The organism is Streptomyces sp. NPDC051563 (genome assembly GCF_044454225.1).
Classification (GTDB): Bacteria; Actinomycetota; Actinomycetes; order Streptomycetales; family Streptomycetaceae; genus Streptomyces.
In genome coordinates, this window is the sequence record NZ_JBITDL010000036.1 from 64594 (window position 1) to 84989 (window position 20396).

The window sequence follows — 20396 nt, forward strand, 5'->3', positions numbered from 1 at the left end:
CGGTGGAAACGATCTTGATCCCTGGGGAGGGGAGCTGCATGGGCACGGGTGCGGGAAGGCCGGAGAAGGCGCTCGATCCACAGGCCGGCCCGACCGCCCGGTTCGCCGGCGAGCTGCGCGCACTGCGCCGCGCGGCCGGCTCCGTCCCCTACCGGGAGATGTCCGCACGGGCCGGCTATTCGGTGACGGCGCTCTCCCAGGCCGCTGCCGGGAACCGGCTCCCGAGCCTGCCCGTGACCCTGGCCTACGCCGAGGTCTGCGGCGCCGCCCGGACCGAATGGGAACGACGCTGGCGGGAGGCCGAAGCCGAGGCGCAGGCGGAAGCCGAGGCGGCAGCCCTGTCCTCGCGCGCACGCGAGGCGGAAGGCGGCGGCACCCCGCCCTACCGCGGCCTGACCCGCTTCGAACCCGAGGACGAGGCGGTGTTCTTCGGCCGCGAGCACCTCACCGACCAACTGGCGTCCCTGGTCGCGGAACACCGCTTCGCCGTCGTCCTCGGCCCCTCCGGCAGCGGCAAGTCCTCCCTGCTGCGGGCCGGCCTCATCCCGCGGCTGCGCCGCTGCGCACCGCCCCTGCCGCCCGCCGCCGCCCTGCGCGTCCTCACCCCCGGCGAACACCCGATGCGGACCCACGCCGCGGTGCTCGCCCCGGCCGCCGGAGACGGCGAGACCTGGCTGATCGTCGACCAGTTCGAGGAGCTCTTCACCCTCTGCGCCGACCCCGACGAACGCCGGGACTTCCTCGAGGGCCTCCTCGCCGCCCGCCACCCCGGGAGCCGGATCCGCGTGGTGCTCGGCATGCGCGCCGACTTCTACGCGAACTTCCTGGCCCACCCCGCCCTCGCCGAGGCGGCCCGGGCCGCGACCCTCCCCGTGGGCCCGCTGACCCCCGACGAGATGCGCGGCGCGATCGTCCGCCCCGCGGCCGCGGCCGGACTCACCGTCGAACGCGCCCTCACGGCCCGGCTCGTGGAAGAGGTCACCCGCGAACCCGGCAGCCTGCCCCTGCTCTCCCACGCCCTGCTGGAGACCTGGCGGCGCCGCCGCGGACGCACGCTGACCCTCGCCGGACACGAGGCGGCCGGCGGCCTGCGCGGAGCCCTGGCCCAGACCGCCGAGGAGGTGTACGCGGAACTCGGGCCCGACCGGGCCCCCGTCGCGCGCCGCCTGCTGCTGAACCTGATCACCCCCGGCGACGGAGCCCCCGACACCCGGCGGCCCGTACCCCGCGACACCCTCATTCCCCCGGACTCGCCGCAGGCCGCAGAGGCGGGTGCCGTACTGGACCGGCTGGCCCGGGCCCGGCTCGTCACCCTGGACCGGGACGTGGTGGACCTGGCCCACGAAGCCCTGATCACCGCATGGCCGCGGCTGCGGGACTGGATCGACATTGACCGGGAACGGCTGCGGCGCCACCGCCGGCTGACCCAGGCCACCCAGAACTGGCTGACCCGCCGGCGCGACGCCGGGGCCCTCCTGCGCGGAGGGGAACTGGCCGAGGCCGAGGCCACCTTCGCCGGCGGAGCGGGCCGCACCGCCGAACTGGTCCCGGTGGAGCAGGAGTTCCTGCGCGCGGGCCTCGCCTCCCGCTCCCGTACCCGCCGGATCCGGCGCGGGGTGACCTCCGTCGTCGCCCTCCTCCTCGTCCTCCTCACGGTGGCGAGCACGACGGCCTTGCAGCAGGGCCGCGACAACGTCCGCCAGCGGGTCGCCGCCGAGCTCCGGCGGGCCCAGGGCGAGGAACGGTCCGCCGGTCAACTGGCAGCCGTGGCCCAGGGCCTGCGGAGCTCCGACCCCGCACTGGCGATGCGGCTGAGCCTGGCCGCCTGGCGGCTCGCCGAGACCGCCGACACCCGGTCGGCGCTGCTGGCGGCGTCCGTCCAGGCCGAGACCGATGCCTACGACGTGCCGGACGAGGCGGGCCCGTGGACCGCCCGCCCGGCGCTCCCGGTCCGGCTGAGCGCGGACGGCCGGACCGCGGTCACCGTCGACGTGGACTCCGTACGCGCCTGGGACGTCAAGAAGAGGACGGCGCTCGGACCACAACTGCCCCTCGACCCGTACTCCCTGTTCCGCGGGATCTCCCCGGACGGCCGCACCGCCCTGCTGCAAGGGTCCCGTGAGACGCAGGGGCCCGGATCCGACGGCGGGGCCCGCCGACTGGATCTGGCGTCCGGCAAGGTGCTGGACCCCGTGCTCCGGCCGGCGGGTGCCTCGACGACCTGGACGGACGCCGAACGGATCGTCGCCAGCCTGGACATGGAGGGCGCCACCGGCCGGCTCTCGCTCCGTGACGCACGGGACGGCCGCACCCTGCTGGAGGTGCCGACCGGACGGCATCCGATGTGGGCGCTGAGCCCGGACGGGCGCCACCTGGCCCTGTGCGCGAAGGGAGGGGACGCGGCGAGTGCCTTCGAACGGTCCGATGTGCCCCTGAGGGTCTGGGACGTGGCCCGGGGCACCGAACTGCCCGCCTCCCGGCCCGGCGCGTGCGGGGTGGACTCCTTCCAGTTCACCGGCGACGGCGCCGTCCTCCTGGCCCGGGAGCCGGGCGGCCTGAGCCTGTGGGATCCCCTCACCGGCCGGGAACCGGCCCGGATCGACCACTACGGTCTGACGGAGGCGACCACCAGCCCCGACGGCCGGTTCGCCGCGGCCGTCGACGGCCGGGAGATCCTGATGTGGCGACTGGCCGCGCCCGAACGGCCGGTCTTCCGGTACCCCCTCGCCGGCGGGGCCGCCTCCCAGCTGCGGATCGACCCGCAGGACGGCGTCATCCGGTACCTGACCGAACGCCGCATCGGGGACACCGTGGTGCGCACGGTCTCCTACGGACCTGCGACGACACCGGACTGGAACCCCGAGCCGGCCTCGACGGGCACCTTCAGCGCGGACGCCGCGACCCTCGCGGTCGACCGCAGGCAGGGCGCCCGTACCTGGTTCGAGGCGTACGCCGTCGCCGACGGCCGGCGCATCGCCGCCACCCCGCCGGCCGACTGCCCGAAGGCCGCACCGGAAACCGGCGAGCCGCCCGCCGGACACGACTGCCGTGCGCTCCTGGCGCTCACCCCCGACGGGCGGACCCTCGCCCACGCCCGCGCGGACGCCGCCGAAGGCGCCGAGGCCGGGCAAGGCCCGCGGGACACCGGGACGGGCTCCCGGGAGCCCGCCCTGTGGGACGTGGCGGCGAACAAGGCCCGCCCGCTCCCCGCGGACCCCGAGCCGCCGTTCGCCGCCCGGATGCCCATCACGGGAATGGCCGTCTCGTCCGACGGCCGCTCCCTGCTCACCACGCGCGCGGGCGTCGACGCCCTGGACGTCCGGGACCTGGCGAGCGGACTCAGGACCCGGCCCCAGGACCTCACGAAGGACCGGATGTCCTCCGCGGCGAGCAGGGGCGGCGACCGGTCGGCCCCGGTCGCGGTCCGCCCCGACGGCCGCCTCCTCGCGAGCTCCTCGCAGGCCTTCGACCTCACCACCGGCCGGCGCACCGATCGGGGCCCCGTCATGGAACAGGGAGGGGTGATCACCTACAGCCCCGACGGCACGCGCCTGGCCGTCGGTGACACGACGGGCGGGGTCACCGTGTGGGACGGGGAGGCCCGGCGGCGCCTGGCCACCCTCCCGCCCGGCCCCGACGCGGCCGGACTCGACGCGATCGGCCGGGACCCTGGTAAGGCCGTCACCGCCCTGGCCTTCTCCCCGGACGGCCGGACCCTGGCCGTGGCGGGCGCCTCGGGCACGCTCCGGCTCTGGGACTCCGGTACGGGCCAACCGCTGGGATCCCCGCTGCCGACCCCCGGCGACGGGATCGTCGCCCTCGCCTTCTCTCCCGACGGCCGCACCCTGCACAGCGCGGGCGAACACAGCACCGTGCGCACCCACCAGGTGGCTCCGGCCCGGCTCGCGGAGGCGGTCTGCACCCGGGCCGGCGCCGGACTCTCCCGGGCCGAGTGGCGCACCTACCTCCCGGACCTCCCCTACCGGAAGTCCTGCTGACCGGCGGCCAGTTCACGCGCGGCGCTCTCCAGCAGCATGTCCAGCGCGACCGGATAGGCACTGTGCGGCATCCGGGCCGCGAGGAGCCCCGCGGTGGCGGCGATGTTCGGGTACGTCGCGGCCGGCAGGCGGGCGTACGTGGACTCCCACCGCTCCTCGTCGGACTCCCGGGCCTGCTCCGCGAGCGCCAGCGATCCCGCGTCGAGCGCCGCGAAGGCCAGGCACTGGTCGATGTAGGCGTGGTAGATCCGGACGGCGGCCTCGTCCCCGAACCCGGCGCCGCGCAGGCTCCCGAGGATGGCCTCGTCGGCCGCGATCTCCCGGGGCCGCCCGGACACCCGGCTCGTGGTCAGCAGAGCGGCCTGCGGATGGTCGAGGTAGCCCCCGTGGATGCGCAGGCCCAGGGCGCGCAGGTCATCGCGCCAGGCCCCGGTCGGGACCCAGCCGGCGAGGGCCCGGCCGATGAGCTCCTCGCCGATGGCCAGCGTGAGCCCGTCCATGCCGTCGAAGTACCGGTAGAGGGTGCTGGGGTCCGCACCCAGCGCGGCGCCGAGCCGCCGGGCGGTCAGGCCCGCGCTTCCGTGCTCCCGCACCATCCGCAGCGCCGTCTCCACGATCAGCTGCTCGGAGAGCACCGTGCCCTGCCGGGTCGGCCGCCGCCGGCGGCGGGCCTCCTCCGGAACCACGTTCTTAGCCATCGCGGACCCGCCCCCTCGACCGTTCGCCCTTATGCCAACACCATTGACCTTAACTCGCGGCAGGCGGTTCCATCAGCCCCCTGGGGCGCACGCCCCACCGAGAGAGGACCTCGTCATGCGTGTTCTGCTTGTGGGTGCCGGCGGCGTCGGGAGCGCCATCGCCAAGATCGCCGCCCGCCGCGGCTTCTTCGACCGTTTCGTCGTCGCCGACTACGACCCGGCCCGCGCCGAGGCCGCGGTCGCCGCCCTCGGTGCGGCGGAGCAGCGCTTCAGCGCGTGCCGCGCGGACGCCTCCGACGAGGAGGGGATCGCCCGGCTGCTCACCGAGCACGGGTGCGACGTCCTGATGAACGCCACCGACCCGCGGTTCGTGATGCCGCTTTTCAACGCCGCGCTGGCGGCCGGCGCCCACTACGTGGACATGGCCATGTCCCTGTCCCGCCCGCACCCCGGGGATCCGTACGGCACGTGCGGGGTGAAGCTCGGCGACGAGCAGTTCGAACGGGCCGCCGAATGGGAGAAGTCGGGCCGCCTCGCGCTCGTCGGCATGGGCGTCGAGCCGGGCCTCTCGGACGTCTTCGCCCGCTACGCCGCCGATGAGCTCTTCGACGACATCGAGGAGATCGGCATCCGCGACGGGGCCGATCTGACCGTCGAGGGCTACGACTTCGCCCCGTCCTTCAACATCTGGACCACGATCGAGGAGTGCCTGAACCCTCCCGTCGTGTACGAGCGCGACCGCGGCTGGTTCACCACCGAACCGTTCAGCGAGCCCGAGGTCTTCGACTTCCCCGAGGGCATCGGCCCCGTCGAGTGCGTCAACGTCGAGCACGAGGAGGTCCTCCTCGTCCCGCGCTGGGTCGGAGCACGCCGCGTCACCTTCAAGTACGGCCTCGGCGACGATTTCATCGGCAAGCTCAAGACCCTCCACGCACTCGGCCTGGACTCCACCGAACCGGTCACCGTCCGCGGCGAGGACGGCACCCCGGTCCGCGTCTCGCCGCGGGACGTGGTCGCCGCCTGCCTGCCCGACCCGGCGGCCCTCGGTGACCGGATGACCGGCCGGACCTGCGCCGGGACCTGGGTCAAGGGGACCAGGAACGGCCTGCCCCGCGAGGTGTACCTCTACCACGTGGTCGACAACCAGTGGTCGATGCGCGAGTACGGCTCCCAGGCCGTGGTCTGGCAGACCGCCGTCAACCCGGTGGTGGCCCTGGAACTGCTCGCCGCCGGCGTCTGGACCGGCTCCGGGGTCCTCGGCCCCGAGGCCCTGCCGCCCCGCCCCTTCCTCGACCTGCTCACTGCGTACGGGTCCCCCTGGGGGATCCGGGAGGAGACTCCGAGGCCGCCGGCCCCGGCAGCGGACCACTGATGCCGTGACCGGGGGTGGCCGCAGCACAGCCGCACAGCCGGACGGCCGGCCGGGCGGGAGCCCGGGCCGGCCGTCGGTGTGCGGATGCACGGACACGCTGGGAGGGATGTACGGACGCGCTAGGAGGCGTACGCCTCCAGTTCCGACAGCTGGCCGGCCGGCCAGCCGGTGTTGCCGGTGAACGTCAGGCGCAGGTGGCGTACGCCGGACGCGGGAAGGGTGACGGTCACCGCGTTGGATCCCTCGGTGAAGGTGTAGGCGGCGGAGGCCTTGAGGGTCGACCAGGCCGCATTGTCGGTGGATCCGAGCACGGCGAGGGTCTGGACGCGGGTGCCCCAGGAGGCGGGGAGCCTGAGCACCAGTCTGCCGACGGTCTGGGTGGCGCCCAGGTCGACGGTGACCGACTGCGGGAAGGCGTTGTTGTTGCTCTCCCAGTAGCTGCCGGAGTTCCCGTCGGTGACGTTGGCGGCCACGTAGCCCTGGGTGTGGGTCGTGTCGGTCGCGCTCTTGCCCTGCGCGAGGTTGGAGCCGGCCGGCGGAGTGGTCGGCGGGGTCGTCGGAGGAGGCGTGGTGGGCGGGGTCGTCGGGGTGCCGTCGGACGCCGCGTAGACCTCGAACTCCGAGATCTGGCCCGCCGCCCAGCCGGTGTTGCCGGTGATGTTCAGCCGTACGTAGCGGGCGTCCGCCGGGTCGAAGGTGAGCGTCGCGGCGTTGCCGGAGCCGGGATTGAAGGTGACTCCGGCGGCGGCGCGCAGCGTGGACCAGGCGGTGTTGTCGGTGGAGCCGAGCACCGAGAGGGTCTCGGTCCGCGTCGCCCAGTCGGCGGAGGGCGGCAGCTTGAGGGTGACCTTGCCGATCCGCCGGGTGGCGCCGAGGTCCACCGTCAGGGTCTGCGGGAAGGCGTTCCCGTTGCTCTCCCAGTAGGTGGAGGCGTTGCCGTCGACGGCATTGGCCGCCGAGTACGACTGGACGGCCGACGTGGCGGTGGCGGTCCTGCCCTGGGCGAGGTTGCCGTTCGGCGGGGTGGTGGGAGGAGTCGTCGGCGGGGTCGTCGGCGGTGTGGTGGGGGGCGTCGTCGGGGGAGTGGTGGGAGGCGTGGTCGGAGTGCTGGGGACCCCGCCGTTGGTCCATACCGGCGCGGGCCACACGCCGGTGCAGGTCTGCGCCGTGTTCCAGCCGGAGTTGCCGCCGCCGTCGCTGATCTGGAGTCCGGCACCGATGCAGTTGTGGATCGGGGTCGCCGACTGGGCGATGTTCTTGGCGGTGACGTTGGTGAACTTCGCGGAGAGGTTGGACTGCGCCTGGATGGCGTAGGTCCCGGCCCCGTCGATGTTGACGTTGGTGAACTCGACCCCGCTGATCGGGCCTTCGATCGAGTGGATCGCCGCGTAGGAGGAGTCCAGGATGTCCGTGTCGGAGATCTTGATGCTGGCGCCCTGCACGGCCTCGTTCAGGCCGGAGAACCAGATCGCGCCGACTCCGAAGTTCCAGTTGAAGTCGCTGTTCCCGGTGCGGATGAGGGTGTTGCGCGCGGCGGTGATCGTGCCGGCCACCGCGGTGCCCTTGCCGGAATTGACCCCGGGGTAGCGGTTGGCGATGTGCAGGCCGCCGCCGTTGCTGATGGTGTCGGACATGACGTTGTCCGAGATGGTGAAGTCCCTGCCGCCGTAGGTCACGATGTTGTTGGCGAGGATCGGCAGGACGACCGTGTTGTGGTCGAAGCTGATGTTGGTGTTCGGCTTGTCCTGCGGCCACGAGGCCAGACCGTCGTCACCCGCGTTGCGCACGAACGTGTTGGTGACGCGGGAATTCGTGACACCCGTGTGGAAATTCACGCCGTCGGCCGTCATGTCGAGGAAGCGGCTGTTCTGGATGGTGAACCGGTCCATCGGGCCGTCCATCCAGGCGGCGACCTTCACGTGCTGGATCCAGAGGTTGTCCACCGTGGAGTTGGACATCGCCCCGCCCAGGGCGTTGACCTGGTCGTCGTCGATGCGCTCGCGGACGTCGCCGATGATCGCGAAGTCCTTGAGGGTGACGTTCTTGCTCGGCCCGTTCGCCTCGTGCGACCGGACCGGCCCCGTGTAGCCCCCGCCGGGGACGTACTTCCCGTAGAAGCCCGCGGCGCGGTTGCGGTTCACCGGGTCGCGTCCGCCGAAGACGGAGTACCAGGGGCCCGCGCCCTGGACCGTGACCCCGTCGACGACGACGTGGTCATAGAGCGTGTAGCTGCCCGGCGGGACGTAGACCGTCTTGCCCTGGGCCTGTCCCGCGTTCACGGCGGCCTGCATGCGGGCCGTGGAGTCGGTGGCACCGGTCGGGTCCACACCGAAGTCGGCGACGGCGTCGAGGGCGCCGGCCGGCTTGCCGGCGGCCGGGGCGACCTGCTCGAAGTCGGCGAGGTCGATGGTGAAGGAGGGTGACTGCGCGGTCGAGGTCACCTGTACGCGGATCTTGGTTCCGGCCGGGTAGGTGGCGCCCAGCAGGGTCCGGGACTCGTCGTAGAAGTGGTGCGGGTTCGTGTCGCCCGGGTTGTTGTTGAAGGGATAACCGCCGTAGTACCAGCTGAACTTGGAGGTGACGGGCAGGGTCTTGACCGACTGGCCGTCGGCCCGTACGTCCAGCGTCGCGTCACGCCCCTTGCCGTCGCCGGTGTCCGGGAGGCTGTAGCGCAGCGACATCGCGTTCGCGGGCTTGGTCAGGGTGAACTCAACGTACTGGCCGACGGCGTTCAGCGTCACGGCCTGCCGGCCGGACGCCTCCGAGGGGAGGTTCCCGTAGAGCCGGTCGGGGCCGATGAACGTGCCGTTGGTGGCGGCGTACTCGGCCTCCAGCTCGGTGAACGGCACGCTCGCGCCCCGCCCGGCTATGCCGATCGGTGAGGGTGCCGGCACCCCGGCGGCGTGTGCGGCGGGGGCGGCTCCGAAGGTCAGGGCGGTCAGGGCGGCGGTCCCGGTGAGGGAGAGGGCCAGGAAGACGGCGCTGGCCCGCCGCCTGAGGGAGCGGACTTGCTCGGGCGTCGGGGGATGGCTCTGCGGGGGCTGGGGCACGGGCACGCACGTCCTTGCGGCTCGATCGGCGGAGAGCGGAAATGGCTCAACCCGGGACGCTACGACTCCACATGGAGGAAGTCTATGATCCTGCGCAAAAAACGAACGCTAGGTCGCAATAATCTTCTTCTCGAAGGGCTCTACCGGGCTCTTCCGGGCTCGACCGGGCCTTACGGGGGCTCTGCGGGGCTCTGCCCGTGCTCGCCGCAGGACTGCGCCGCCCGTGGACCTTGGCTGAAACACGTCCTGGACGGTGGCACGGACCGGGGCACAGACTGCGGTGGGCGATCAAGTGGCGCCGGAGCGGACGGCCATGGGAGATCCTCGGTGCTGCGCATTCATTTCACCGCCGACGACCTCGCCCGGACCCGTGTGGCCGCGACGGTCGGGGCGGCCGCGGAAACCATGTACAGCCTGAGGCTGCTGCGCGACTGCGCCTCCACGGCCCTGCCCTTCCGCCCCTGGCAGGAGGCGGTCCGCGGGCGACTGGGCGTGCGGGCCCGGCCGTTCACCAGCCTGCTGGCCGTGGACGGCCCGGACCTCGACCTGACGGTGCTGATGGGTGACACGCCGTCCGTCGAGGAGGGGATCGACAACCTCCTCCGCGCCTCGCCGGCCGGCCTGCGGGCCGAGTTCGAGCACATCGCCTTCCACCCCTCGCAGCTCTCGTGGGCCCGGAAACTGGCGGAAGGAGACCTCACGGCCCGCAGGGAGTTCGCCGCGGGGCTCGCCGCCTGCAACGAGGCGCTCGTCGCTCCCTACGGGAACAGCACGAGAGCCCATGTGGAGGCCGTACGGGCGACCTTCGCGCGGATGCTGCTCGACGGTGGGATCGAACGTCTGCTGGAGGGCATGTGCGTCCCGCTGGTGCGATGGCGGGCACCGGTACTGGAGGTGCGGTACCACCGGCACGTCGAGGTCCGCCTCGGCGGGCGAGGCCTCGTCATCGCTCCGACGGTCTTCCTGTGGCGGGAGCCGGCCCTGCTGTGGGACCCGCAGGACGAAACCTCGACGCCCACGCTCGCCCTCCCCACCATCGGAGACGCGCAGACGGGTGCTGCGTTGTGGGGTGCGGAGCACACGGCGGACGCATCACTGCGCGCCTTGCTGGGGCGCACGCGCGCCGCCGCACTGCACGTGACCGCCGAAGGGTGCAGCACCACCGAACTGGCGCGACGCCTCAACGTCTCGATCGCAGCGGCCAGCGAGCACGCGACGGTGCTGCGCAACGCCCACCTCATCACCACCAGCCGGCGCGGCAAATCCGTGGTGCACACCGTCACCCCGCTGGGCGCCGAACTCCTGAGGAGCCCACTGGCCGGGCACGGGTGATCGGTCCCCGCACCGCGCGGTCCTGCGCGCTCCCCGCTTCCGCCCCGTCGGCGGCGAGTTCAGCGGGTTGCTCCGCCGAAGGCGGCCTCGTGAAGGGCGGCGGGCGGTGACGGCGGTGCGTCGGGGGTTTGGCCGCGTGGCGCAGTGGAAGAGTCGAGTGCGAGGTGGGCGGCCGACGGTTCCCCTCCGGACGAGGGGCCGCTGCCCCCGCCGCCGCGACGTGAACGGGAGCCTCCTCGATGCGCATCTACGCCCAGACCCCGGCGCGCAGGAACCGCCAGCTGCTCGCGGATCTGCTTGCCGTGCTCCTGATGGCGGCGGCGGTGCTGTTCGCCCTCGCCGTCCACAGAACGATCATGCTGCTGGCCGTGCCCGGACAGAAGGTCGAGAGCTCGGGCGACAGCCTGGCCACCGAACTCGGCAACGCCGGCAACGCGGCTTCGAAGGTGCCGCTCGTCGGTGACCTGCTGAAGACCCCGCTGCAGTCCGCGGCCGACGCGAGCACCGGCTTCGCCGACGCCGGACAGTCGCTCCAGGACACCGTCGGCCAGATCGCCACCCTCACCACCACGGCTCTCATCGTCATCCCGGTGGCCTTCGTGCTCCTGCTGTGGCTCCCACCGCGCCTGCGCTGGATCCGCCGCAGTGCCGTCACGCGCCGCCTCTTCGAGGCCCCCGGAGGAGCCGACCTGCTCGCGCTGCGCGCCCTGACGGGCCCGCTCGGCGATCTCGCCGCCCTGCCCGCCCCACCCGGCGGACTCGCCGATGCCTGGCGCCGCGGGGACGAGCCCGTCATCGAGGACCTCGCGAAGATCGCCCTGCGACGGGCAGGCCTACGGGCCTGACCCGCCCGGCCCCGGAGCCACCACCTCGGGCGGCACTTCCAGCCCCCGCATCGGCTCGGGTGGTTCGACGACGGACCGAAACATCACGGTCTTCTCCCGTTCGTTCGGCCGCTCGCTCCGCCGCGCGTTCTGGCGTCGCCGCTCAGCTCAAGCGGGACAGCGGCTGCTCGGCGAAGGTGACCCCTGCCAGGCCGTGGGCGATGAGGTTGCGGATGTTGGCGTGATCAGTGCCGTTCGGCGTCGCCAGTACGCTGCGGTAGTGCTCCCCGAACGCCAGCAGCGCCTCTTCGTCGCTCAGCCCCTCCAGCAGGGCCAGGCCCAGCGTCTTGCAGGAACCCGCGTTCTCACCCGCGGCATTCTCCACGTCCCCGTTGCGGAACGCCCGCGGCTCGTACGCGTAGTGCGCGGCGACGAAGTCCAAGGTGGCGGCGAACCCGTGCTCACCGGACGCAAGGCTTGCCCGCAGCGAGTTCAGATCAGTCATGTTGGTTCCCCAGGGTTGAACGGACGGTCCGATCGCCGTCCGTGACCGGACGACATTACCCCCTCGCCGCCACCCGGCAGGAATCGCTCCACACCCTGGACGGAGCAGCATCACCGCAGGTCACGAGGGGCGACCGGGCGAGCCGGCGTGGCCTCGGGTAAGCCGTACGGTCTGACGCGCACGCGGACGACCTGTGGCGCTCTACGCCGGAGCAGGCCGTTCCACGGACCGGAACGACGGCGGGACCTGGGGCCCTGGCGGCAGGACACCCTCCGTGATCAACTCGATCCACATGACCCCCGCACCGTCGCGCGAGCCCGTGCCCGCCGAGCACCCGGCCCTTTCCCCCCGCCCCCGCCGAAAGGCGTGGGCCCGCGCCCTGGGCTTCCTCGCCGTAGCGGGTCTGGCGGCGTCGGTGCTGGTCGGGGCGGTCGCGTGGCGGGACGTCCGGCAACTCGACGCGTACGCCACGGCCCCGGACTGCGCGCCGGGCGCCACGCAGCACTGCCGCACGACGGTGACCGGCAGCGCCACGCAGCTCGGGCAGCACGGGCGGTCGGCGACGCCGGGCAGGGCCACGTCGCTCGCCTTCACCCCGGACGACGCGGGCCGCCCGTGGTTCGTCTCGGCCGGGGCCGGCACGGCCGGGCGCCTGCTGCAGGACCCCCGGGTCACGGTCGAGGTCTTCGACAACCGCGACGCCCTCCTCACCACCTCCGACGGCTCCTCCGAGGCCGTCGTGGGCGGCCCCCTGGACGTGGGACGCGAACGGCTGGGCCACACCCTCATGCTGCTGCTCCTCGCCGGGGTGACCGGGGCCATGGCCGTGCGCGTACGGCGCCTGGGCTTCCTGGTGGGCCCCGGCTTCGGCAGCTTCGCCCGGATCCTCCTGGGAGCCACCCTGACGTTCCTCGCCGTGCCGTGCGTGACCGCGTTCACCCTCGGTACGGCCTCCGCGCTCACCGGCCTGGCCTGGACCCTCGTCATCGGAGCCGCCGGGACGTTCCTCCTGGCCCGTTCCGCCGTGTGGCGTGGTGGGCGCGGAGCCTCGCGGCTAACGTCAAGGTCATGACACCTGATTCCCTGCGCTCCGTCACCGTCGAGCGGACCGGTCCGGGCATGTTCACCGCGACCAACTCCCGGGGTGACACCATCTCCTTCGGCACCGGATCCGGCGGGGGCTTCACCCCCGTCGAGCTCTTCCTCGCCGCGATCGGCGGCTGCTCGGCGGCCGACGTGGACGTCGCCACCGGCCGGCACGCCGAACCCGACGCGTTCTCCGTCGCAGTCCACGGACACAAGGCCGAGGACGCCGGCGGCAACCACCTGACGGACCTGGAAGCCGCCTTCACCGTCCGCTTCCCCGAGGGCGAGGCCGGCGACCGGGCCCGTACGATCCTGCCGCGCGCGGTGAAGACCTCCCACGACAAGCTCTGCACGGTCAGCCGCACGGTGGAGGCCGGCACCCCGGTCGCCGTCAAGGTCGTCGACACGGACTGACCAGCCGGAACCGGGGGAGACCGGCAGGCTGTGCGCGTCGGCTTCGGCTGCACGCGGAGTGAACTCGGCGACCACGAGCCGGGCACGACCACGAGCCGGGCACGACCACGTGCGGGAGCCGCTCCCCAACGGGTCGGCAGCCGGTCCTCAGCCGGTCAGCAGGACGAGCTTCCCGGTCGTGTGCCCGTTTTCACTGGCCCGGTGAGCCTCCGCGACCTCGGCGAGCGGGAAGGTCCGCGCGACCGGCAGGGTGAAGCGCCCGGACTCGATCAGGGCGCCGATCTCCCCGAGCACGTGGAACGCGCGGCCGGTGTCGCCGCGGCTGAACACCACCCCGTACTCCTGCGCGCCGGCGAAATCGGCGATCGTCACGACGTGCTCCGGGCCGCCCGTCAGCTCGATGAGCTCGGGCAGCACGCCGCTCCCGGCCACGTCGAGCGCCAGATCGACACCGTCGGGGGCCAGCGCGCGCACCCGGTCGAGGAGGCCCTCGCCGTAGGCGACGGGCTCGGCCCCGAGCGTGCGGAGGTACGCGTGGTTCGCCGGGCCGGCGGTGCCGATCACGCGTGCGCCACGGACCGCGGCGAGCTGGACCGCGGCGCTGCCGACGCCTCCGGACGCACCGTTCACCAGCAGGGTGGCGCCGCTGCCGACGCCGAGCTGATCGAGTGCGCGGGTGGCCGTCTCGATGGCGGCCGGGAGTGCGGCGGCGCCTGCGAAGCCGAGCGACGGCGGGACCGGAGCCCAGTAGGAGAGCACCGCCAGCTCGGCCTGCGCCGCCCCCTCGGTGGAGAAGCCGAACACCCGGTCGCCGACGGCCACGTCGCGGACACCCTCGCCGAGTTCGTCGACGATGCCCGCAGCCTCGTACCCCAGGGTCTGCGGGAGCCCCTCGTCCATCAGGCCCCGGCGCTTCTTCCAGTCGCTCGGGTTCACGCCGGCCGCCCGTACGGCGATGCGGACCTGACCGGGACCCGGATGCGGATCGGCGAGTTCTACGATCTCCAGGACCTCGGGTCCCCCGAACCTGCTGAAGCGGACCGCCTTCATGATTGCCCCTCTCTACGCCGCCGGCTGACGGCTTCGCGCTCGCCGCCGCCCACACGGTAGGCACGCGGTCGTCCCCGTGGGCGTACGGACACGGTGTGCGCCCTCAGGTGGGCTTGCGCCACACGGAGATGTGCTTCGCGGAATCCTGGGTGAACGGAGCCCCGTCCCAGTCCGCGACGCGCCGCTCCCGGACGAGCCCGGCGATCCGTGCCATCAGGTCGAGTTCAGCCGGCCAGGCGTAGCGGTGCCGGGAGTCGTCACGGCGATAGTGCCCGCCTTCACGGGTGAAGTGGTGCGAGACGAGGATCTGCTCGACGAGATCGAAGGTGTCGAAGCCGAGATGCTGCTCGGAGACGTCGAACGGCACCGCGACCTGACCGGGCGGCAGGAGTCGCAGCGGCGGCACGCCCAGCTCGATGACGAATCGGCCGCCGGGTGCCAGATGCCGTGCGGCGTTGCGGAAGCACTCGACCTGCTCGTCCTGCGTGAGCAGGTTCGTGATCGTGTTGTAGACGAGGTAGACCAGGGAGAACTCGCCCGGAACGACGGTGGTGGCCATGTCCCCGATGACCACCGGGAGCGTGTCCCGGTCCGCCTTCCGGCGCAGCACCGCTGCCATGTGCTCGGACAGCTCGATGCCCACGACCGGTACGCCGCGCTCCCGCAGCGCAATGCCCACCCGTCCGGTCCCGATGGCGAACTCCAGGGCCCGGCCGTCTCCGGCGAGCTCGACGAGGAAGTCGAGGGCCGGTCGGAGACCGGCGGTCGGCTCCTCGCGGAACCGCGGCGGTCAGCGCCTCCCGCAGCTGCTCGACCCGCGCACCGAGCCGCTCGCCGTCCCCGTGCGCGACCGGCATGGCCGCTTGCCCGTCCTGGCTGCGCGGCCACCCGGCCGGCGTGGGGAACACGAGCGCGGCGAAGAGGACGAGTCCGGGACGGCGTCCAGAATGGCCTGAGTCCTGCGGTCGGGGGATGTCGAGAACGCGCCGTCGGATCCGTCCCAGGGACATCAGCCGTGATCACGGGCCGTGCGAGGCAGAAGGAGAGACGAACATGGCGATTCAGCGGATGGACAACGTCGGCATCGTCGTCGAGGACATGGACGCGGCCATCGCGTTCTTCGTGGAACTGGGTATGGAGCTGGAGGGCAGGACGGAGGTCGAGGGACTCGTCGCCGACCAGTGCACCGGACTCGACGGCGTCCACTGCGACATCGCGATGCTCCGCACCCCGGACGGTCACAGCCGGCTCGAACTGGCGAGGTACCGCAGCCCCAAGGCGACCAGCACCGGGCCGCGTGACCGGCCGCACAACATTCTGGGCACGCACCGCGTCATGTTCGCCGTCGACGACCTCGAGGGCACCGTTGCCCGCCTGCGCCCCCACGGCGCCGAACTCGTCGGCGAGATCGCCCGGTTCGAGGACAGCTATCTGCTCTGCTACGTCCGCGGCCCGGAGGGCGTCATCGTCGGACTGGCCGAACAGCTGCGCTGACGGGAAGAAGCGGCACCGCGCGGGCGGAGCCCGTTGCGGGCCTACGGCGCCGGTGCCTCGCGGTCTACGGCTTCCAGCGTGCGGAGATGGGCGGCGACGGCCGCGCCGGCGCGCGGCTCGTCGCCGGTGGCGAGCAGGTCCAGCAGTGCTCCGCGCAGGACCGCGAGGAGCAGGGTGCGCTCGGCCAGGGCCTCCGGGGTGTCGCGGTGGGCGGGCGGCTGGGCCGCGGCGAAGACCGCCAGCCAGTCGGCGATCGTCCGCTCGGCGAAGCCCGCCCAGGGGCCGCCGCCACCGGCGAGGGACCGGGAGTAGCCCTCGACCCACAGGGTGAGGAGCTTGCGGTGGGCGGGATCGGCCAGCCACCCCCACACCAGCCGTCCCGCCTCGGCGAGGCCGTGTCCAGCCCCCGCCCGGGCGGGACGCACGGCGTCGAGCATCCCGGTCTCCTCCTCGCGGGCCCGGGCGAGCAGGGCCTGGACCAGGGCGTCCTTGCTGCCGAAGAGGAAGAGGAGGACGCGCGGGCTGCTGCCGACGGCCTCGGCGAGGGGCCGCAGGGACATGTCGGCCAGCCCGTGATCGAGGACGTGGGCGTAGGCCAGCTCGAGGAGCTGGTGCTTGCGGGCGGAATCGGCGCGGTCGGAGGGAGCCATCCGGACATTATGCTTTACTGAAACAGTCGTTTCAGTCGAGCTGGTGGTCATCAGCCGAGTCCGGTAGACAGCGGAGAGGTTCCCCATGAGCGAGGCGCGAGCAGTGATCAGGCCGCTGGGGGAGCCGGGCGACCTCGGCTGGGTGGTGATGGCCCACGGCGAGCAGTACGCGAGGGAGTTCGGCTGGGACGGCAGCTTCGAGGCCCTCGTCGCCCGGATCGTCGCGGACTACGCCGAGCGGCGCGACCCGACCCGCGAGGCCGCCTGGATCGCCGAGCTCGACGGCCGCCGCGTCGGCAGCGTGTTCTGCGTGGCGGGTGAGGTGTGTGAGGCGGGTGACGGCGGTGAGGCCGGTGACGGCCGTGACGGCGGTCAGGGTGGCACCGCCAAGCTGCGCATCCTCCTCGTCGACCCGGCCGCCCGCGGGCACCGGCTCGGCTCCCGCCTGGTGGAGCGGTGCGTGGACTTCGCCCGCGAGGCGGGCTACCGGCGGATCCGGCTCTGGACCAACGACACCCTGACGGCCGCCCGCGGCGTCTACCTGGCCGCGGGCTTCCGGCTCGTCGAGGAGGAACCGCACCACAGCTTCGGCGCCGACCTCGTCGGCCAGATCTACGAACTCGGGCTGTCGGGCGCGGCGGCGACGCGGACCGGGCCCTGACGGGCGGCCCGCCGCGGGCGCAAGCGGCCCGGCACGGGCGGCCCGCCGCGGACGCGTGCGGGCCGGACGCCGGGGCCGTCCCGGCGTCCGGCCGTGGACGTCACGGGCGGGCGGCCGCCGCGGCGACGATCCAGTTGCGGAACTCCACGGCGTAGTGCCGCAGGTGGTGGTCCAGGACCTCGTCCGGGCAGGCGACGGGGAAGTAGACCGTCAGGCTGGAGGCGAAGCCGTCCGCCGTGTCGCCGAACTGGATCAGCGCCCTCCCGATGACGGTGCCATCGGTCAGGAAGAGGTTCGAGGACATCTTGCGCGGAAATTGCGACTCCGGGAGGAGCTCGGCCGCGTCCTTGGCCCAGTCCAGCGCGTCGGTGCCCCAGCCGCCCATGTAGAAGGAGGCGACGTGGGGGCCGATGTTCTCCACCACGCGCGCGCCGGTCTCGTCGGTGCCCATCGCGTAGTGCTCGGGGTGCGCCGCGAGGAGCGGCTGCTCGTCGCCGGCGAAGGCCTTGTCCATCCAGGCCAGGAACTCGGCCGAGGTCAGGCCCTTCGTCGCGAGGACGGTGGTGCCCGCCTTGAACGCGCCGTCGGAGGCGAGGGCGCTCTCGCGCAGGAAGGCGTTGCCCTCTTCGATGTCCGCGGCCAGCAGGTCGAGGAGCCCCTCGCGGCCCAGCAGCGTACGGAAGCGGTCCACTGCCCGGCGGGCGTAGAAGAGCTCGAAGTCGTCGATGCTTCCGCCGCCGGCGGGGCCGGCCTCAAGCGTCACGGTGACGGGCGGCTGCGTCTGGTTGTGGGTCATGGTCGAACCTCCGTAAAATGTGAATGCGAATTCACGTTCGCATTACGAGAGTACGCCGAGGAGTGCACCCGTTGTCAAAGGCCCTGATGAGAGCACCGCGGATACCATGCGGGACATGACCGAGCAGCCCCAGCGCCCAGCGTCCTACCGGGAACCCCGGCAGGCCCGCAGCGCCGCGACACTGGCCCGCGTCCTGCGGGCGGCCGAGGAGATCGCCTCCGCCGACGGCCTGGAGGAGATGACGATCGCCGGCGTCGCGGAACGCGCCGGGGTCTCCGTCGGCACGATCTACCGCCGCTTCGAGGACAAGGAACAGCTGATCGCGGCCCTGTCCGAGCGGATGCTGGAACGCCGCGAGGAGTCCGTGGCCGAGCGTTTGCGCACGGCCGATCCCTCACTCGCCGGGGTCATGGACGCCTACGCGGACGCCCTGCTGCAGTCCTTCGCCGACAGCAGCAGCCTCTTCCCTGAACTGCTGCGCGCACGCGGGACCAGGGCGCTGGACCGCGGGGCCCGCACGATCACCGAACTCCACCGCCTCCTGCTCGAAGCCGCAGCCCCGTACGCGGACCAGATCCTCCGCTCCCGGCCGCAGGAGGCACTCGACACCGCGGCCCGCGCCATCCTCGGCGCCTGCTTCCACAACTCCGTGCGCCCCGACCCCGTCACCGGGGACGAGGAGAGGCGCCACTACGCCGACGAGCTCAGCGACATGGCGGTCGCCTACCTCCTCACCCCGGACCGGCGCAGCTCCGTCCCCACCTGAGCCCGGCCCGGCGCCGCACGACCCCGCCAGGCACCGAGCGGAGGGCCGCGTTTCACTGGAAGTGCAGACAGGACCGCAGTCGGCATCACGTCAACCGGCATAACGTCGACCGGCATCACGTCGACCGGCGTCCGGGAGGTTCCGTGAACACGCACACGCCGCCCCGTTTCGATCCCACGCGCGTTCCCCATCTGCTCGGCTCGTTCGCGCCGGTCAGCGAGGAGGTCGACGTCGCCGACCTGGAGGTGACCGGCGAGATCCCGCCCGAGCTGGACGGGCTCTACCTGCGCAACGGCCCCAATCCCCGCTTCACCCCGATCGGCTCGTACCTGTACCCCATCGACGGCGACGGCATGCTGCACGGGATCTGGCTCTCGCAGGGCCGCGCACGCTACCGCAACCGCTTCGTCCGCACGGCCTCCCTGCGCGCCGAGGAACGGGCCGGGCGCGCCCTGTGGGGCGGCGTGGAGTCGATGATCATGCCCGACGCCGACCAGGTCGGTCCCGACCTCGCGGGCGCCTTCCGGGAGATGCCCGACATCAACGTCGTACGGCACGGCGGGCGCCTGCTGGCCCTCGCCGAATCCGCCTGCCCCTACCGGGTCGGCGCCGGCCTCGGGACGCTCGGCCGCGAGGAATTCGACGGCGCCCTGCCGGCCGGGATCACCGCCACCCCAAGATCGATCCGGTCACCGGCGAGATGGTCGTCTTCTGCTACGGCCTCGAAGCGCCGTACCTGACCTGGTCGGTCATCGGCCGTGACGGGAAGGTCACCCGCGGGCCCACGCCGATCGACGGCGTGGACGAGCCCATGATGATCCACGACATGGCCCTCACCGCACGCTACGCGGTCATCGTCCTCGCACCCGCCTTCTTCGACCTCGCCGCAGCCATGGCGGGCGGCTTGCCCCTCGCGTGGCGGCCCGAACGCGGCACCCGTGTGGTCCTCGTCCCGCGCGACGGCGCCCCGCCGCGCTGGGCCGAGGACGAGGCGTTCTGGCTCTGGCACACCGTGAACGCCTACGACGAAGGCCCCGGCGCGGACGCCCCGGTGGTCCTGGACTACGTGCAGTGGAGCCGGCTGACCGTCGGCGCCGACCCGGAGCCCGGAGCCGCCCCCATGAGCGGCGGGCTCGTACGGGCGCGCATCGACCCGGGCGCCGGCACGATGGCCCGGACCCTGCTGGACGACTCCCGGGTGGAGTTCCCCCGCATCGACGACCGGCTCATCGGCCGGCGCCACCGCCACGCCGCGCTGGCCACCGAGACCGGCCGGACGGACCTGCTGCCGGGCGAGTACGACGCCGTGCGCTTCCACGACACCGAGACCGGCACCGCCCGCGTCTGGGACGCCGGGGACCTGTCCGTCGGGGAGCCGGTCTTCGCGCCGGTGCCGGGCCGGGACTCGGACGAGCACGGCTACTGGCTGACCTTCGCCACCGACCGCACCGACGGGTCCGCCTGGTTCCTGGTCCTCCCGGCCCAGGACCCGGCCGCCGGGCCTGTGGCCCGCGCCCGCATCCCGGTCCGGGTCCCCCTCGGCCTGCACGGTTCCTGGCTGCCGACGGACGAGGGCTGAGCACGGCTGCGCTCAGGGTCGCAGCCTCTAAAGGTTGTTGCAGAACATCTGGGATGGGGCATTCCTCTTGTATGGGTGGGGTGTTGCGGGCTGAGGTGTTGTGGGTGGAGACGTTCACCGG

Annotated in this window: 15 protein-coding genes and 2 pseudogenes; 10 read left to right on the forward strand and 7 right to left on the reverse strand. The window is 72.9% G+C overall.

Annotated features, from left to right (window positions below; all coding sequences use genetic code 11):
- Positions 1-38 precede the first annotated feature (38 nt).
- Positions 39-3998: a DNA-binding protein gene (locus ACIA8F_RS33120; RefSeq protein ID WP_399384404.1), complete on the forward strand. Its 3960-nt coding sequence runs from the start codon at positions 39-41 to the stop codon at positions 3996-3998.
- Here the strand turns inward: ACIA8F_RS33120 and ACIA8F_RS33125 are convergent.
- Positions 3980-4696 (reverse strand): TetR/AcrR family transcriptional regulator, encoded by a 717-nt coding sequence (locus ACIA8F_RS33125; protein WP_399384406.1) that lies wholly within the window; start codon positions 4694-4696, stop codon positions 3980-3982. The two genes, ACIA8F_RS33120 and ACIA8F_RS33125, sit on opposite strands and share 19 nt — an antisense overlap.
- Before the next feature lie 115 nt (positions 4697-4811).
- Here ACIA8F_RS33125 and ACIA8F_RS33130 point away from each other — a divergent pair, with 115 nt between their 5' ends.
- Entirely contained in the window at positions 4812-6068 is a 1257-nt protein-coding gene (locus ACIA8F_RS33130) for a saccharopine dehydrogenase C-terminal domain-containing protein (protein ID WP_399384408.1), read from the forward strand.
- Between the two features lie 119 nt (positions 6069-6187).
- Here ACIA8F_RS33130 and ACIA8F_RS33135 read toward each other — a convergent pair whose 3' ends face one another.
- Positions 6188-9118: a discoidin domain-containing protein gene (locus tag ACIA8F_RS33135; protein ID WP_399384410.1), complete on the reverse strand. Its 2931-nt coding sequence runs from the start codon at positions 9116-9118 to the stop codon at positions 6188-6190.
- Positions 9119-9445: 327 nt separating this feature from the next.
- Here ACIA8F_RS33135 and ACIA8F_RS33140 point away from each other — a divergent pair, with 327 nt between their 5' ends.
- The gene (locus ACIA8F_RS33140) at positions 9446-10450 is read left to right on the forward strand and encodes an ArsR/SmtB family transcription factor (RefSeq protein ID WP_399384411.1); all 1005 of its coding nucleotides are present in this window, start codon (positions 9446-9448) and stop codon (positions 10448-10450) included.
- Between the two features lie 239 nt (positions 10451-10689).
- The gene (locus ACIA8F_RS33145; RefSeq protein ID WP_399384412.1) at positions 10690-11295 is read left to right on the forward strand and encodes a hypothetical protein; all 606 of its coding nucleotides are present in this window, start codon (positions 10690-10692) and stop codon (positions 11293-11295) included.
- A 142-nt stretch (positions 11296-11437) separates the two neighbouring features.
- On the opposite strand, the gene ACIA8F_RS33150 is transcribed toward ACIA8F_RS33145, so the two are convergent.
- Positions 11438-11779, reverse strand: coding sequence for a HopJ type III effector protein (locus ACIA8F_RS33150; protein ID WP_399384413.1), 342 nt, complete (start codon positions 11777-11779; stop codon positions 11438-11440).
- A gap of 274 nt (positions 11780-12053) precedes the next feature.
- Between ACIA8F_RS33150 and ACIA8F_RS33155 the strand changes: the two genes are divergently transcribed.
- A complete protein-coding gene (locus ACIA8F_RS33155; protein ID WP_399384414.1) occupies positions 12054-12851 on the forward strand; it encodes a hypothetical protein in 798 nt (265 codons plus the stop codon).
- Positions 12848-13279 carry an OsmC family protein gene (locus ACIA8F_RS33160; RefSeq protein WP_399384415.1) on the forward strand — a complete coding sequence of 144 codons (432 nt, stop codon included), beginning with the start codon at positions 12848-12850 and terminating at the stop codon, positions 13277-13279. Before ACIA8F_RS33155 ends, ACIA8F_RS33160 begins: the two co-directional genes overlap by 4 nt.
- 147 nt (positions 13280-13426) lie before the next feature.
- Here ACIA8F_RS33160 and ACIA8F_RS33165 read toward each other — a convergent pair whose 3' ends face one another.
- On the reverse strand, positions 13427-14329 hold the full coding sequence (locus ACIA8F_RS33165) for an NADP-dependent oxidoreductase (RefSeq protein ID WP_399384416.1): 903 nt from the start codon (positions 14327-14329) through the stop codon (positions 13427-13429).
- Positions 14330-14432: 103 nt separating this feature from the next.
- Positions 14433-15092: pseudogene (locus ACIA8F_RS33170) on the reverse strand (class I SAM-dependent DNA methyltransferase); the annotation flags it as partial.
- A gap of 290 nt (positions 15093-15382) precedes the next feature.
- Between ACIA8F_RS33170 and ACIA8F_RS33175 the strand changes: the two are divergent.
- Entirely contained in the window at positions 15383-15823 is a 441-nt protein-coding gene (locus ACIA8F_RS33175; protein ID WP_399384418.1) for a VOC family protein, read from the forward strand.
- Between the two features lie 41 nt (positions 15824-15864).
- On the opposite strand, the gene ACIA8F_RS33180 is transcribed toward ACIA8F_RS33175, so the two are convergent.
- The gene (locus ACIA8F_RS33180; protein ID WP_399384420.1) at positions 15865-16473 is read right to left on the reverse strand and encodes a TetR/AcrR family transcriptional regulator; all 609 of its coding nucleotides are present in this window, start codon (positions 16471-16473) and stop codon (positions 15865-15867) included.
- Positions 16474-16558: 85 nt separating this feature from the next.
- Between ACIA8F_RS33180 and ACIA8F_RS33185 the strand changes: the two genes are divergently transcribed.
- A complete protein-coding gene (locus tag ACIA8F_RS33185; protein WP_399384421.1) occupies positions 16559-17134 on the forward strand; it encodes a GNAT family N-acetyltransferase in 576 nt (191 codons plus the stop codon).
- Between the two features lie 100 nt (positions 17135-17234).
- Here ACIA8F_RS33185 and ACIA8F_RS33190 read toward each other — a convergent pair whose 3' ends face one another.
- A complete protein-coding gene (locus tag ACIA8F_RS33190; RefSeq protein ID WP_399384422.1) occupies positions 17235-17930 on the reverse strand; it encodes a hypothetical protein in 696 nt (231 codons plus the stop codon).
- 115 nt (positions 17931-18045) lie between these two features.
- Between ACIA8F_RS33190 and ACIA8F_RS33195 the strand changes: the two genes are divergently transcribed.
- Positions 18046-18696, forward strand: coding sequence for a TetR/AcrR family transcriptional regulator (locus ACIA8F_RS33195; RefSeq protein WP_399384424.1), 651 nt, complete (start codon positions 18046-18048; stop codon positions 18694-18696).
- 143 nt (positions 18697-18839) lie between these two features.
- A pseudogene (locus ACIA8F_RS33200) lies at positions 18840-20275 on the forward strand (carotenoid oxygenase family protein).
- The last annotated feature ends 121 nt before the right edge of the window (positions 20276-20396 follow it).

Bases quoted from the DNA above. Each gene is read 5' to 3' on its own strand.
- ACIA8F_RS33120 (WP_399384404.1), top strand. From the start codon at position 39: ATGGGCACGGGTGCGGGAAGGCCGGAGAAGGCGCTCGATCCACAGGCC.
- ACIA8F_RS33125 (WP_399384406.1), bottom strand. From the start codon at position 4,696: ATGGCTAAGAACGTGGTTCCGGAGGAGGCCCGCCGCCGGCGGCGGCCG.
- ACIA8F_RS33130 (WP_399384408.1), top strand. From the start codon at position 4,812: ATGCGTGTTCTGCTTGTGGGTGCCGGCGGCGTCGGGAGCGCCATCGCC.
- ACIA8F_RS33145 (WP_399384412.1), top strand. From the start codon at position 10,690: ATGCGCATCTACGCCCAGACCCCGGCGCGCAGGAACCGCCAGCTGCTC.
- ACIA8F_RS33150 (WP_399384413.1), bottom strand. From the start codon at position 11,779: ATGACTGATCTGAACTCGCTGCGGGCAAGCCTTGCGTCCGGTGAGCAC.
- ACIA8F_RS33160 (WP_399384415.1), top strand. From the start codon at position 12,848: ATGACACCTGATTCCCTGCGCTCCGTCACCGTCGAGCGGACCGGTCCG.
- ACIA8F_RS33165 (WP_399384416.1), bottom strand. From the start codon at position 14,329: ATGAAGGCGGTCCGCTTCAGCAGGTTCGGGGGACCCGAGGTCCTGGAG.
- ACIA8F_RS33175 (WP_399384418.1), top strand. From the start codon at position 15,383: ATGGCGATTCAGCGGATGGACAACGTCGGCATCGTCGTCGAGGACATG.
- ACIA8F_RS33180 (WP_399384420.1), bottom strand. From the start codon at position 16,473: ATGGCTCCCTCCGACCGCGCCGATTCCGCCCGCAAGCACCAGCTCCTC.
- ACIA8F_RS33185 (WP_399384421.1), top strand. From the start codon at position 16,559: ATGAGCGAGGCGCGAGCAGTGATCAGGCCGCTGGGGGAGCCGGGCGAC.
- ACIA8F_RS33190 (WP_399384422.1), bottom strand. From the start codon at position 17,930: ATGACCCACAACCAGACGCAGCCGCCCGTCACCGTGACGCTTGAGGCC.
- ACIA8F_RS33195 (WP_399384424.1), top strand. From the start codon at position 18,046: ATGACCGAGCAGCCCCAGCGCCCAGCGTCCTACCGGGAACCCCGGCAG.